The sequence below is a fragment of the Azohydromonas lata genome, assembly GCF_034427735.1.
GTDB lineage: Bacteria > Pseudomonadota > Gammaproteobacteria > Burkholderiales > Burkholderiaceae_C > Azohydromonas > Azohydromonas lata.
The window spans coordinates 1-13,636 of sequence record NZ_JAXOJX010000022.1; the positions used below are offsets into that span (position 1 = coordinate 1).

13 protein-coding genes are annotated in these 13,636 nt (G+C 71.9%); 8 read left to right on the top strand and 5 right to left on the bottom strand.

Going from position 1 to position 13,636, the window contains the following annotated elements; genetic code table 11:
* Together SM757_RS14260 and SM757_RS14265 are read left to right on the top strand one after the other, a co-directional pair.
* Positions 1 to 1,625: nitric oxide reductase activation protein NorD (locus SM757_RS14260; protein WP_322465974.1), on the top strand; the 1,625-nt coding region annotated here is incomplete at its 5' end.
* 209 nt (positions 1,626 to 1,834) lie between these two features.
* Complete coding sequence (locus SM757_RS14265; RefSeq protein WP_066333701.1) at positions 1,835 to 2,530, top strand: Crp/Fnr family transcriptional regulator; 696 nt, start codon at positions 1,835 to 1,837, stop codon at positions 2,528 to 2,530.
* Between the two features lie 115 nt (positions 2,531 to 2,645).
* Here the strand turns inward: SM757_RS14265 and SM757_RS14270 are convergent, their stop codons facing one another.
* The 5 genes from SM757_RS14270 to SM757_RS14290 all read right to left on the bottom strand — a co-directional run bounded on the left by SM757_RS14270 (position 2,646) and on the right by SM757_RS14290 (position 8,436).
* Positions 2,646 to 3,329 carry a PEP-CTERM sorting domain-containing protein gene (locus SM757_RS14270; RefSeq protein WP_066333704.1) on the bottom strand — a complete coding sequence of 228 codons (684 nt, stop codon included), beginning with the start codon at positions 3,327 to 3,329 and terminating at the stop codon, positions 2,646 to 2,648.
* Between the two features lie 192 nt (positions 3,330 to 3,521).
* Positions 3,522 to 5,225, bottom strand: a complete 1,704-nt coding sequence (gene ybaL / locus SM757_RS14275; RefSeq protein ID WP_066333706.1) for a YbaL family putative K(+) efflux transporter — start codon at positions 5,223 to 5,225, stop codon at positions 3,522 to 3,524.
* 244 nt (positions 5,226 to 5,469) lie between these two features.
* Positions 5,470 to 5,862 carry a TraR/DksA family transcriptional regulator gene (locus SM757_RS14280; RefSeq protein WP_066333708.1) on the bottom strand — a complete coding sequence of 131 codons (393 nt, stop codon included), beginning with the start codon at positions 5,860 to 5,862 and terminating at the stop codon, positions 5,470 to 5,472.
* A gap of 201 nt (positions 5,863 to 6,063) precedes the next feature.
* Positions 6,064 to 7,392 (bottom strand): erythromycin esterase family protein, encoded by a 1,329-nt coding sequence (locus tag SM757_RS14285; protein ID WP_322465975.1) that lies wholly within the window; start codon positions 7,390 to 7,392, stop codon positions 6,064 to 6,066.
* Between the two features lie 48 nt (positions 7,393 to 7,440).
* Entirely contained in the window at positions 7,441 to 8,436 is a 996-nt protein-coding gene (locus tag SM757_RS14290; protein WP_322465976.1) for a recombination-associated protein RdgC, read from the bottom strand.
* A 191-nt stretch (positions 8,437 to 8,627) separates the two neighbouring features.
* Here SM757_RS14290 and SM757_RS14295 point away from each other — a divergent pair, with 191 nt between their 5' ends.
* The 6 genes from SM757_RS14295 to ccoG all read left to right on the top strand — a co-directional run bounded on the left by SM757_RS14295 (position 8,628) and on the right by ccoG (position 13,621).
* Complete coding sequence (locus SM757_RS14295) at positions 8,628 to 8,897, top strand: DUF2249 domain-containing protein (protein ID WP_066333714.1); 270 nt, start codon at positions 8,628 to 8,630, stop codon at positions 8,895 to 8,897.
* A 1-nt stretch (position 8,898) separates the two neighbouring features.
* A complete protein-coding gene (locus tag SM757_RS14300) occupies positions 8,899 to 9,255 on the top strand; it encodes a metal-sulfur cluster assembly factor (protein WP_066333717.1) in 357 nt (118 codons plus the stop codon).
* Positions 9,256 to 9,272: 17 nt separating this feature from the next.
* Complete coding sequence (locus SM757_RS14305; RefSeq protein ID WP_238455711.1) at positions 9,273 to 10,379, top strand: hypothetical protein; 1,107 nt, start codon at positions 9,273 to 9,275, stop codon at positions 10,377 to 10,379.
* The gene (locus tag SM757_RS14310; protein ID WP_322465977.1) at positions 10,376 to 11,581 is read left to right on the top strand and encodes an NnrS family protein; all 1,206 of its coding nucleotides are present in this window, start codon (positions 10,376 to 10,378) and stop codon (positions 11,579 to 11,581) included. The genes SM757_RS14305 and SM757_RS14310 overlap by 4 nt, the downstream gene beginning before the upstream one ends.
* Positions 11,582 to 11,585: 4 nt before the next feature.
* The gene (locus tag SM757_RS14315) at positions 11,586 to 12,065 is read left to right on the top strand and encodes an RrF2 family transcriptional regulator (RefSeq protein WP_322465978.1); all 480 of its coding nucleotides are present in this window, start codon (positions 11,586 to 11,588) and stop codon (positions 12,063 to 12,065) included.
* Between the two features lie 134 nt (positions 12,066 to 12,199).
* Positions 12,200 to 13,621: a cytochrome c oxidase accessory protein CcoG gene (ccoG, locus tag SM757_RS14320; RefSeq protein WP_322465979.1), complete on the top strand. Its 1,422-nt coding sequence runs from the start codon at positions 12,200 to 12,202 to the stop codon at positions 13,619 to 13,621.
* Positions 13,622 to 13,636 lie beyond the last annotated feature (15 nt).

The following is a 13,636-nucleotide window of genomic DNA, read 5'->3' on the forward strand; positions in this document are numbered from 1 at the left end:
TAAGAGACAGCGAAGTGCTGGCGCTGCCGCCGCGCCTGGCCGTGTTCCCCGAGGCCGCGCTCAACCGCGCCCTGTACCTGTGGCTGGCCGCGCTGTCGGCCGCGGTGGACGAGATCGCGGCCACGCCGGAGGGCGCCGCCCAAGGCTGGATCGCCCTGAACCTCGCCGCCACGCGGCTGGCCCTGCAGCGCTTCCCGGGCCTGCGCGAACGCCATGCCCAACTGGTGGACGCCCACCTCGCCCAGCGCCCGCGCCCGCAGCGCCTCAAAGGGCGGGCCGCCGAGGCCGAGGCCGCCGTGCAGGCCGCGCTGCGCGCCAGCGTGGACGGCGGCGACGTGGCGCTGCCCGCCACGCCGGTGCTGCCGGGCGAGGTGTCGCCGCTGTGGTTGTGGGTGGAGCACGCCGCCGGCGCTGCTGCCGCGCCCGCCCGCCCGGACGCCGGCGAGGCCGAGCCGCAGGCCCAGCGCCCGCCCGGCGTGACCGATGCCAAGCGCCGCGCCGCCCAGCGCACCGTGGACGAGCGCGACGGCAACCCCCTGCTGCTGGTGTTCCGCGCCGAGGCGCTGCTGTCGTGGAGCGAGCACGTCAAGGTCAACCGCGGCGACGACGACAGCGACGACGGCAACGCCCTGGCCGCGGCCAACGACATGGAGAAGCTGTCCATCGCCCCCGACGGCCAGACGCTGGCCGCGCGGGTGAAGTTCGACCTGGACCTGCCCAGCGCCAGCGCGGACGACATCCCGCTGGGCCCGGGCATCCAGCTCCCGGAGTGGGACTACAAGGCCGGCGTGCTGCGCCCCGCCTACTGCGCGGCGCAGATGCTGGTGTCGCGGCCCGCTGAGCCCTTCGTGCCGCCGCCGGCCCTGAAGGCGACGGCGCGGCGCGTGCGACGGCGCCTGGAGCTGCTGCGCGCGGCGCCGCGCTGGCAGCGCGGCGAGGTCAGCGGCGAGGAGCTGGACCTGGACGCCTGGGTGCGGCTGCAGTCCGACGCCGGCGCGCGCAGCGAGGCGCCGGCCGTGCACGCGCGCCGCGTCAAGGCCGAGCGCAGCCTGGCCACGCTGCTGCTGGCGGACCTTTCCCTGTCCACCGATGCCTATGCAACGAACGAGGCGCGCATCATCGACGTGATCCGCGACGCGCTCTTCGTGTTCGGCGAGGCGCTGTCGGCCGGCGGCGATGCCTTCGAGATGCTGGGCTTCAGCTCGGTGCGGCGCCAGCACGTGCGCATGCACTGCCTCAAGGGCTTCGACGAGCCCTGGGGCGCGGCGCCGCGCGCGCGGGTGGGGGCCGTCAAGCCGGGCTACTACACGCGCATGGGCGCGGCCATACGGCTGGCCACGCAGCGGCTGCAGCGCCGCGGCGAGCGCCAGCGGCTGCTGCTGCTGCTCACCGACGGCAAGCCCAACGACCTGGACCAGTACGAGGGCCGCTACGGCCTGGAGGACACGCGCCACGCCGTGCAGGCTGCGCGCGCGGCCGGGCTGGTGCCCTTTTGCGTGAGCATCGACGACCAGGGCCACGACTACCTGCCCATGCTCTTCGGCACCAAGGGCTACGCGCAGGTGCATCGCGCCACCGAGCTCGTTGGGCGGCTGGCGCAGGTGTATGCGACGTTGACCCGATAGGGCTGGTGGCCTTGCCGGGTGACGCCTGTGAGGGCGCAGCATTGCGCGGGTTGGGGCACAAGCGTGCCGGCCGGAGGCTCACGCGCAGCGCACCGCGGCTTGAGCGAAGCAAGCCTTTTCGCTTGATTCCCATCAAGCCCAAGCCGTCCTTCGCCACCCACAATCCGCCCCCCAAAGCCGCCACAACCCGAGCATCAGGAGACAGCCCCATGGACCTGCGCCAGTTCGATACCCCGCGCTACCTGTCGGTGCTGCCGCTGTTCAGCGACCTGCGGCCCGCCGAGCTGCAGAACCTGGCCGAGGGCTGCCAACTGCGCCGCTACGCGCGCGGCGAGCCGGTGTTCCGCTGCGGCGATCCCTGCGAGGCCTTCCACGTCGTGGTCACCGGGCAAGTGAAACTGCACGCCATCTCGCCGGCGGGGCAGGAAAAGGTCATTGAGCTGGTCGGCCCAAGCAACAGCTTCGGCGAGGCGCTGGTGTTCAGCGACCGGCCCTGCATCGTCAACGCCACGGCACTGGCCGACTCGCTGCTGCTGGGCGTGCGCAAGGAGGCCGTCTTCGGCGAGATCTCGCGCGACCCGCGCTTTGCGCTGCGCATGCTCGCGGGCATGTCGCGGCGGCTGCACGGGCTCATCAACGACGTGGAGGCCTATGCGCTGCACAGCGGCATGCAGCGCGTCATCGGCTACCTGCTGCGCGAGCAGCACAGCGACGGCGAGGGCGACGCGACGGCCACCGTCTCGCTGCCCGTGAGCAAGGCCACCATCGCCTCGCGGCTGTCCATCACGCCGGAATACTTCTCGCGCGTGCTGGGCGAGCTGGAAACCGTGGGGCTCATCGAGGTGGACAAGCGCGACATACGCATCCTCGACGCGCAGCGCCTGGCCCGCTACCCGCTGCAGTAGGCCGGCGCGGCCACACACCGCGGCGCGCGCCGCCAAAGAAAAAGCCGGGGTCCTCCCCCGGCTTTTTCATGCGTGAGGCTCACGCCGGCCGTGGCCGGCTGGAGCCCGCGCGGCTTCAGGCGCGCTTGGCCTTGCGGCGGGCAACGCCCACGCCGGCCAGGCCCAGGCCCACCAGCGCCAGCGAGGCGGGTTCGGGCGTGGGATGCGGCGTCGGGGCGGCCGTGTAGGTGTAGACCACCGAGGCGCCGCAGCCGGCTTCGGTGTTCTGGGTGGCGTCGGAGTTACCGCCGGACACCGAGGTCAGCAGCCGCGTGGCCGAGGAGCAGCTGATGGTGAAGGTGTTGTGGCCGGCGGAGGAGTTGAAGGCCGACAGGATGGCGTTCAGGCCGGTGACGACGTAGCTGCTGTTGTCGCTGACGTCGTTGAACGTCGCGGACTGGCCGGGGTTCAGCGTCGTGTCGTCGGTGGTGGGCAGCAGCTGGATCTTGTAGGAGCCGCCGATCAGCGAGCTCAGCGCGCCGATGCTGCTGGAGAAGGTCAGGCGGGTGCGGGTGCTGGCGCTGGCTTCGGAGACCGAGTTGGACGTGTTGGTCAGCACCAGGTCCGTCACGCTTTGGCCGTACAGCGTCAGCGACACGCCCGTCAGCGTACCCAGCGCGGTGTTGAACAGGTCCAGCGTGCCGGTCTGGTTGGTGAAGTCCGTGTGCTGCAGCGTGTTGGTGAAGCTGTCGGACACGGTGGCGGCTTGCGCGCCGGCGCACAAAGCGACGGCTGCAAGCGCGGCTGCGATCTTCTTCATTTGCTTACCCCTGGAAATTGGTGGTTCTTGCGACGCGATGGGACGCCGCGCTCCCGCATGCAAGGGGTGTGCCAAATGTAAAAAACCGTTTCGCGACAAACGCTTGCAGCGGACTTCAGGGCGCTTGGTGGCGCCACTGTAAAAAAACCCGACAGGGTTAGGGCCGTGCCGCGGCGGGCCCGCGCGGGCTCCTCAGTGCGCGGTGCGCAGGCGCTGCAGCACGTGGGCGCTCATGACTTCGCCCAAGGCCTCCTCGGCCGAGAACACGGCGCCGGCTTGGGCGCGCTTCAGGAAGCCGGCCTCGTCCTCGTCGTGGCCGCGCAGGACGACCTCGATGTCCGGGTTGAGCAGCCGCGCCGTCTCCACCATGGGCAGCACGTCCACGGCCTGCGGCACGGCGATGACGAGCATGCGCGCCCGCGCGATGTGGGCCTGGATGAGCGTGGCCTCGTCGGTGGCGTCGCCGCACACGGCGGGCAGGCCCTCGGCGCGCAGCCGCTCCACGGTCTCGCGGTTCTCGTCGGCCACCACGCAGGGGATGCCGGCCTCGCGCAGCGCGTGGGCGATGCGCTGGCCCGTGCGCCCGTGGCCCACCAGCACCACCTGCTTCTCCAGGTACTGGTGGGCGGTGTCCATGGGCAGCTCCGACAGCGGGTCGTCGCTGCGCTCCAGGTGCTGCAGCAGGCCCGGGCGCTGGCGCAGCCAGCGCATCACCGGCTCGATGGCGGAGAACACCAGCGGGTTGAGCGCGATGGAGATGAGCGCGCCGGCCAGGATGAGGCTTTGCCCCTCGGCCGGCAGCAGCCCAAGCTGCATGCCCAGTCCGGCCAGGATGAAGGAGAACTCGCCGATCTGCGCCAGGCTGGCCGACACCGTGAGCGCCGTGCCCAGCGGGTAGCGCAGCAGCAGCACCAGCGCCGCCGCGGCGATGGACTTGCCCAGCACGATGATGGCCACCACCGCCAGCACCGCCAGCGGCTGCTCCACGAGCACCATGGGGTCGAACAGCATGCCCACCGAGACGAAGAACAGCACCGAGAACGCGTCGCGCAGCGGCAGGCTTTCGTGGGCGGCGCGGTGGCTCAAGGAGGACTCGCGCAGCACCATGCCGGCGAAGAAGGCCCCCAGCGCGAAGCTCACGCCAAAGAGCTGCGCCGCGCCGAAGGCGATGCCCACGGCCGCCGCCACCACGCTGAGCGTGAACAGCTCGCGCGAGCCCGTGCGCGCCACCTGCCACATCAGCCAGGGGAAGAAGCGCCGGCCCACCACCAGCATCAGCGCCACGAAGGCACCCACGGCCAGCAGCGTGCGCACGAGCGTGAGCCACAGGGCCTCGCCGGCGTGGGCACCGTCCGTGTCGGCCGCGCCGCCGAGCAGCGGCGACAGCGCCGGCAGCAGCACCAGGACGAGCACCATCACCAGGTCCTCCACCACCAGCCAGCCCACCGCGATGCGGCCGTTGACGCTGTCCAGCACCCCGCGCGCCTCCAGCGCCTTGAGCAGCACCACGGTGGAGGCCACCGACAGCGCCAGGCCGAACACCAGCGCGCCGCCCAAGTTCCAGCCCCAGCTCAATGCGACACCCGCGCCCATGGCCGTGGCCACGGCGATCTGCAGCGCCGCGCCCGGCACGGCGATGCGGCGCACGGCCATGAGGTCGTCCAGCGAGAAGTGCAGGCCCACGCCGAACATGAGCAGCATCACGCCGATCTCGGCGAGCTCGGCGGCGAGCTTCATGTCGGCCACGTAGCCCGGCGTGGCCGGGCTCAGCAGGATGCCCGCGGCCAGGTAGCCCACCAGCGCGGGCAGTTTCAGGCGCACGGCCAGGAAGCCCAGCAAAAGCGAGAGGGCAAAGGCGGCGGCGAGGGTGGCAATGAGGGGGACGGGTGCGTGCATCGGCAGTGTGGTCGGTGCGCCTGGCGGCCACGCGCGGGCGCCGCGCTTCATGGGAAAAGCACGGCGCGCCGCCCTGGCCGGGGAGCGCTTGTTCAGGGGATGGGAAGTCGCAGGAAAAAGGTAGAGCGGCTGGGGGCGCCCGGGTTCACCCGGGGGGTGAAAAAAGTTGGGCGAAAGCGCCCAGGCCGCGCAGGCCGCGGCGGGACCGGCATGGCGCCGGTCTCAGGCCGAACTTCAGCCGAACTCAGGCCGTGTACCGCGGCACCGTCTCGTGCGTCTTTTCCCAGCGCTCCTGGCAGTCCACGCAGCGCGCGGCCGTGGGCTGCGCGTGCAGCCGCTCGTAGGGGATGTCGCAGCCGCAGTCCACGCATTCGCCGTAGCTGCCGTCGGCCAGGCGGGTGCGCGCGTCGTCGATGTCGCGCAGCTCCAGCTGGTCGCGCTCCATCTCGATGTGCTCCAGGCCCGTGCGCAGGCGCTCCTCGCCCTGCGCCACCTGGTCGTCCACCTGCGGGCCTTGCGCGCTGGGCCGCTCCTCGCGCGCCTCACGCGCCTCGCGCAGCTCGGCGCCCAGCTCGGCTTCGCGCTGTGAGAGCAGCGCCTGCAGCGCCTGCAGTTGTTCGGGGGTCAGGGCGGACATGGGTACCTCCTGGGGTTTGCTGTGGCGCAGCGGCCGTGTGTTGCTGAACCACCCCGGCGGCAAGCCATGTGCCGCGCGCCGGGGTGCACCGAAGTACCGCCGATTTTCAAATTCCGCTTGATGGCGGCTGCCGGGATTAGCCCTGTAGGGCGGGGTAATCCCCACGCATCCGGCGTGCGGGCCAGGCGTCCGCAGCGCGGCTCAAAGGCCGCTGGGGAAGGTTTCCGGCTCCTCCAGCAGCTGCGGCGGCGCGGCGCCGTCCAGCGGGTGCAGGGCGTGGCTGCGGTCCACGTGCAGCACGGCGTCGAACTGCTGCGACAGCGAGGCGTCGTAGTAGTGGCTTTGCCGCTCGGTGTCCGGCCGGTAGATCACGCCGATGGCGCGCTGCAGCCGCGGCGGGGCCAGCAGCCGCTGCACGTCCTCACCTTGCAGCGGCAGCAGGAAGAGGTCCAGCCCCGTGTCGTGCAGCAGGCTTTCCCAGCTGTCGGCCCGCGCGGGCGTCACGCGCATGAACTGCACCGGCTCGTCCCAGTCCGGGGCGGCCGCCACGCTGCCATGGTCCGTGCTGAAGCCCAGCGTAAAACTTTCGGCGGGGGCGGCGGCTTCGCGGACGAGCTGGCCCAGGTTGAGCTGTCCCAGGCCGCCGAACTCCGTCGCCCGCGCGTCGCCCAGGTGCGAGTTGTGCGCCCACACCACCAGCCGCGCCGGGTGGCCGCGGGTGCGGGTGAGGTGCTCGCGCACGCGCTCCAGCACCTGGTGCATGTGGCGGTCGCGCTGGTTCCACGAGGCCGTGGAGCCCTGGAACATGAGCCGGTAGTAGCGCTCGGCGTTGCGCACCACCAGCGCGTTGAGCTGGGCGTGGAACAGCTCGTCGGCCGCGCTGCCGCCCATGGTCTGCCGAGCGGACTCGGCCATGAGCGCCTGCAACTGTTGCAGCACCTCGCGCTGGCAACCCTCGCTCAGGCCGAAGTGCAGGGCCTGGCCGTAGCGCTGGGGCTCTTCCAGGAAGTGGTCGAAGCAGCCGTAGCGCCGGCGCGCCTCGTCCACCATGTGCGGCTCGTGCGCCTCCAGGTAGGTGAGCACCGCCTGCACCGAGCCGTGCAGGCTGTAGAGGTCCAGGCCGTAAAGCCCGGCGCGCTTGTGCATGGGCTGCAGGTCGTTGTAGCTGCGCAGCCACTGCACCAGGCGCAGGAACTCGCGGTTGCGCCACATCCATTGCGGAAAGCGCTTGAAGTTCTCCAGCGCCTGGCGCGCGTTGGCGTCCTGCAGGCCGCCCTGCACCCAGCGGTGGGCGCGCAGCATGTCGGGCCAGTCCGCCTCCAGCGCCACGCCGTCGAAGCCGTGGCGCTCGATGAGCTCTCGCGTGATGGCCGCGCGCAGCGCGTAGAACTCGCGCGTGCCGTGCGAGGCCTCGCCCAGCAGCACGATGTGGGCATTGGCCGCGGCGCGGGCGATGGCGCCCACGTCGTCGAGGTCGTCCAGCGGCCGCGCGGCGCGGCGCACCGGGTCCAGGGCAGGGTCGTGTCTCATGCCCAGCGGGGGCGGCAAGCGCCGCGCCCGTGGGCCCCGCTCAACGGCTTACCAGGGTGCCTCGTCGCTGCTCGCCACGGCGGTGGCCGGTACGGCCGGGGCTGGGGCCGCCACCGGGGCCGGCGTGGGCGCCGCGGCGGCACCCTCCGTGCCGTCCTGCTCGCCGCCCAACGCTTCCAGCAGGTCGGGAATGAGCCCGCGCAGCTCGCCGGTGGCAATGGCCGCGTCGGCATCGAAAGCCTCGTCCTCGGCCACGCCGTCGCGGCCTTCCAGGGCCACGTCCAGGATTTCTATCTTCTTGAGCAGCAGCCCCTCGGTGAGCGTGAAGGCCACGCGCTCGCCCCAGGACAGCGCCAGCCGCGTGGGCCGCTTGCCCGCGGCGATGTGCTGCTTCACTTCATCGGTGTCCAGCGCGTGGCGTGCGTAGCGCACCACCGAGCGCATCTCGTCGGCCGATTTCAGCTCGCACTCGCGGTCCAGGAAAAAGCCCGCCGGCGCTTCGCCTTCGGCCAGCCACGCCGCCATGCACCCGGCCGGCGACTGCTTGGCCTGCAGGGGCAGCACGTTGAAACCGTCCAGCGCCTTGACCAGCAGGCTCACCACCGCGTCGGCCTGCGCCGTGCCGCCGGCGTCCACGCACAGCAGCCCGGCTTTCGGGTCTATCCACACCAGCGTGCGCGCGCGCTTGGTGAAGGCCAGGGGCAGCAGCTCCTGCGTGGCCTGCTCCTTGATCTCCTTGGCCTCGCGCCGGCCCGGCTTGTAGCCGCGCTCCTGCTCCAGGCGGACGGCGATCTCCTCGCTGCGCTCCTTGACCACCGAGCCCGGCAGCATCTTGCGCTCCGTCATCAGCGCCAGCAGCCACTGGCCCTGCACCACCTCCAGCAGCGGCGCGTGCGGCGTGCCGCGCGGCGGCACCCAGCCGGCGCTCTCCGGTTGCGTGGCGCCGCAAGGCGTGAAGGGTTCGCGCGCCAGGCGCTCCTCGGCCTGCGCCGCGTCGGCGTTCCAGCCGGGGGCGATGCGCAGCAGATGCAGGTTCTTGAACATGGGCCAGGACCAGAAAAATAGGGACGGGGGAAAGGACTTCCGGCGCGCCGCCGTCGCGGCGCAAGGGGGCGCATTGTCCACGCCGCGGCGGCACGGCCCCGTCCAAAAGGCCCGGTTTGCGCTAAGTCAAGGAGCTCGGGGAGGGCGGCCGGCACCATAGATGCATCTTTCGTACATCTTTGGAAATCCCGATGCCTTCAGCCGTTTCCCTGGACCTGCGCAGCCTGCCGCCGCAGGAGCGCCACCTGCGCGTGTTCTCCAGCTTCGACGCGCTGGGCGCGGACGGCACGCTGGAGCTGGTCAACGACCACGACCCGCAGCCGCTGCGCCGCCAGTTCGACGCCCTGGTGCCCAACCTCTTCACCTGGACCGCCGTGGAAAGCGGACCCGCCGCCTGGCGCGTGCACATCACCAAGCTGGCGCGGCGCGACCACTGCTGCGGCGGCTGCTGCGGAGGCTGACATGGACACCGCAGGGCAGGGCGCGGACGCCGCGCCGCGCTTCGACTACGAGGGCGACGAGGCCCTGCGCGGGCCCGTCACGCAGGCGCTGCGCCGCGTGGTGGACCCGGAGGTGGCCCTGTCCATCGTGGACGTGGGCCTGATCTACCGCGTGCGCGTCACGCAGGAGGGCGTGCACGTGCTCATGACCATGACCTCCGCGGCCTGCCCGGTGACGGACGTCATCGTCGAGGACGTGCAGGACGAGCTCGACCGGGTGCTGCCCGCGGCGCTGCCGCTGGAAGTGGAAATCACCTACGAGCCGCCGTGGACGCCTGAGCGCATGAGCGAAAGCGCACGACGCTTCATGCGCTGGTGATGAAAGGCTGCCCCGCCATGGCCGCCGTCCTGCCCAAACCCCGCCGCCGCGGCAGCGCCGGCAAGCCCGGCCCCTCGCGCGCGCTGCGCGTGGGCCGCCTGCTGCTGGTGCCGCTGCTCGCGTCGCTGCTGCTGCTGGCCGTGGCCGGCGGGCTGCTGCGCGCGGGGCTGCCCGTGGGCGGCGGCGTGCTGGTCGGCCAGGCCGCCGCGCAGCACGCGGCGCTGATGATTTGCGGCTTCTTCGGCGCCGTGGTCAGCCTGGAGCGGGCCGTGGCGCTCAAGGCGCGCGCGGCCTTCGCCGTGCCGCTCCTGGCCCTGGCCGGCGGCCTGGCGCTGCTGGCGGGCTGGCCGCAAGCCGGCGCGCTGGCGTTCACCGCCGCGGCGCTGGGTTTCACGGGCGTGAACCTCGCCATCGTCCACCGGCAGGCCGCGCCGCACACCATCGTGCTGCTGGTGTCGGCGCTGGCCTGGCTCACGGGCAACGTGCGCCTGACCGTTGGGCTGCACGACGACGCCATGCTGGCCTCGTGGTTCGCCTTCCTCGTCATCACCATCGCCGCGGAGCGGCTGGAGATGACGCGGCTCATGCGCCGCCGTGCCGCGGCGCAGCCCCTGCTGGTGGCCGTGCTGTGCGCGCTGCTGGCCGGCGCCGCGCTGTGGAGCGCGCTCTTCGGCGTGGCGCTGGTGGCGCTGGCGCTGTGGTTCATGAGCTTCGACATCGCGCGCCAGACGGTGCGCGCCAAGGGGCTCACCCGCTACATGGCGCTGTGCCTGCTGGGCGGCTACGCCTGGCTGGCCGTGGCCGGCGTGGCCTGGCTGGGCCTGTCGCTGGGCTGGGCCAGCCGCGACGCGGCGCTGCACGCGCTGGGCCTGGGGTTCATTTTCTGCATGGTCATGGGGCATGCCCCCGTGATCCTGCCCGCCGTGGCGCGCATCAAGGTGCAGTTCGATGCCGCCTTCTACCTGCCGCTGGCGCTGCTGCACGCCTCGCTCGTGCTGCGCCTGGCCGGCCCCGCATGGCGCCCAACGGGCGCCGTGCTCAACGCAATGGCCATGGCGCTGTTCGCCCTGGTGATGGTGCGCGCCGCGCTGCGCTGGCGCGCCATGGAAAGAGCCCGCTCATGAAGAGGATCATGCAACTGGAGCAGGCGCCGCGCGGCGCCGCGCCCGCGCCGCGTCCGCCCGGCTTCGCCCTGTGGGCGCTGGGCTTCCGGCCCTTCTACCTGCTGGCCAGCGCGTTCGCGGCGCTGTCCATCGCGCTGTGGGCGCTGCAGTCCACGGGGCTGCTGCCGCACCCCTACCTGCCCGGGCCGCTGTGGCACGCGCACGAGATGGTGTTCGGCTTCACGCTGGCCGTGGTGGTGGGCTTTCTCTTCACCGCCGGGCGCAATTGGGCGGGGCAGGACACGCCCAGCGGCGCTGGCCTCATGGCACTGGCCGCGCTGTGGTTTACAGCGCGCGTGCTGCTGCTCACGCCCTGGGCCTGGGCCGCAGCCGTGGCCAACGTGGCTTTCCCATTGCTGTCGGCCTGGGCGCTGTTCCAGGCGCTGCGCCGCGGCAAGAACCAGCGCAATTACTTTTTCGCCGCCCTGCTGGTGGTGATGGCCCTGGGCGCGGGCCTGGTGCACGCCGAGCGGCTGGGCTTCAGCCCGCTGCCGGGTTGGGCCGGCATACAGGTGGCGCTGGACGTGGTGCTGTTCATGATGGCCGTCATGGGCGGCCGGGTGATCCCGATGTTCACCAACAACGGCGTGCCGGGCGTGAAGGCCGTGCGCCATCCGCGCGTGGAGCAGGGTGCCCTGGGCACGCTGCTGGCGCTGCTGGCGGCCGATGCGCTGGGCCTTTCCGGCGTGGTGGTGTTCGCCATCGCCGCGGCCGCCGCACTGCTGCACGGCGCGCGGCTGCTGCTGTGGCAGCCGCTGTTGACCCGGCGCGTGCCGCTGGTGTGGGCGCTGCACGCGGCCTACCTGTGGATTCCGCTGCACCTGGCGCTGCGCGCGGCCACGGCGCTGGACCTGCTGCCCAGCACCTTCGCCACGCACGCGCTCACGGTGGGCGCCATCGGCGGCCTGACCATCGCCATGATGACCCGCACCGCCCGCGGCCACACCGGGCGCGCGCTGCGGGCCGACCGCTTCGACGTCGCCTGCTACGCGCTGGTGCTGGCCGCCGGCGCCGTGCGCGTGGGCCTGCCGCTGCTGTGGCCGGCGCTGTACGTGCACGCGCTGTGGTGCTCGGCCGCGCTGTGGAGCGCGGGCTTCGGCCTCTACGCCGTGCGCTACTGGAGCGCGCTCACCCGCGCGCGCCTGGACGGCAAGGCAGGATGACGCCATGCGACTGACCGCCATGACCGATTACGCCCTGCGGCTGCTGCTGCACGTGGCGCAGAACCCGAACCGCCTTTGCACCATCGCCGAGGTGGCGCGCGCCTACGGCATCTCCGAGGCCCACCTCATGAAGGTCACGCACCGCCTGGCCCTGGGCGGCTGGCTGGAGACCGTGCGCGGCAAGGGCGGCGGCATGCGCTTGGCCAGGCCGCCGCAGGACATCCCGCTGGGCACCGTGGTGCGCTGCATGGAAAGCGACTTCGCCCTGGTCGAGTGCCTGGACGCGGCCGCGGCCGAGGCGCCGTCGGGTTGCCTGCTGCACGGCCGCTGCGCGCTCACCGGCGTGCTCGACGGCGCGCTGCAGCGCTTCATGCAGCACCTGGACGCCCATTGCCTGGCCGACGTGCTGCCCGGCACCGGTGCCGCCGCGCCGCAGCCCATACGCCTGGTGCGCGCCCTCCCGGCCGTGCCCGTGCCGGGCTAGTTCTTTCGCACTAGTGCCTTTGCCGCCGGGCGGGCGGCAAGTCGTCACGCCGCCGCGGTGCGCGCAACGCCGGGCGGGACGCTGCGGCATCCATACAAAGATACATTGCGCGCGCATCTCTGAAGGCAGTCCCCGTGAGCAAGAGCCCCACCGTCATTCCGATACAGCCGGCGTCCCTCTTCCAGAAGCAGGCCAAGATCTATCCCAAGTCCGTGGACGGCTGGTTTGCGCGCTGGCGCTGGGTGATGGTGTGGCTCACGCAGCTCTTCTTCTACGGCGCGCCCTGGCTGCAGTGGAACGGCCGCCAGGCCCTGCTGTTCGACCTGGAGCAACGCCGCTTCTTCCTCTTCGGCCTGGTGCTGCATCCGCAGGACCTCATCTACCTCACCGCGCTGCTGGTGCTCTCGGCCCTGGGCCTGTTCTTCTTCACCGCCGTGGCCGGGCGGCTGTGGTGCGGCTACGCCTGCCCGCAGTCGGTCTACACGCAGATCTTCATGTGGGTGGAGCGCAAGGCCGAGGGCGACCGCATCGCCCGCATGAAGCTGGACAAGGCGCCCTGGAGCGGCCAGAAGCTGCTGCGCAAGGGCAGCAAGCACGTGGCCTGGATTGCCATCGCCCTCGTCACCGGGTTCACCTTCGTCGGCTACTTCACGCCCATACGCACGCTCGCGGCCGAGCTGGCCACGGCCAGCCTCACGGGCTGGGAGGCGTTCTGGGTGCTGTTCTACGGCTTTGCCACCTGGGGCAACGCCGGCTTCATGCGCGAGCAGGTGTGCAGCTACATGTGCCCCTACGCCCGCTTCCAGAGCGCGCTCATCGACCGCGACTCGATGATCATCACCTACGACGCGGGCCGGGGCGACCCGCGCGGCTCGCGCTCCAAGAAGGCCGACCCCAAGGCCATGGGCCTGGGCTCCTGCATCGACTGCGGGCTGTGCGTGCAGGTCTGCCCAACGGGCATTGACATCCGCAACGGGCTGCAGGCCGAGTGCATTGGCTGCGCCGCGTGCATCGACGTCTGCGACGGCGTGATGGACAAGATGGGCTACGCCAAGGGGCTCATCCGCTACTCCACCGAGAACGGCGTGACGCAAAAGCTCTCGCGCGGGCAGATGTTCAAGCGCGTGCTGCGAGCGCGCGTGCTCATCTACGGCGCGCTGCTGGCGGCCGTGGGCATCGCCTTCGTGGCCAGCCTGGCGCTGCGCAGCCCCTTCCACGTGGACCTGATCAAGGACCGCAACATCCTGGCCCGCCAGGTCGAGGACGGCCGCGTGGAGAACGTCTACCGGCTGCAGCTCATGAACGGCTCCGAGAGCGCGGGCCGCTTCAGCGTGAGCGCCAGCGGGCTGCCCGGCCTCATGCTGGTGGGCCCGGCCGAGCTGGAGGTGGCGCCCGCGCAGATCGGCTCGCTGCCGCTGCGGCTGCAGCTGCCGGCCGAAGAGGCGATGCAGCGGCAGGGCCGCTCCAGCCCCGTGGTGATCGAAGTCTCGCGGCTGCTGCCGGACGGCAGCCGGCAGGCCGTGAGCGAAAAGACCACCTTCGTCGTGCCGCGCTGAGGCGTTCGGCGCGGC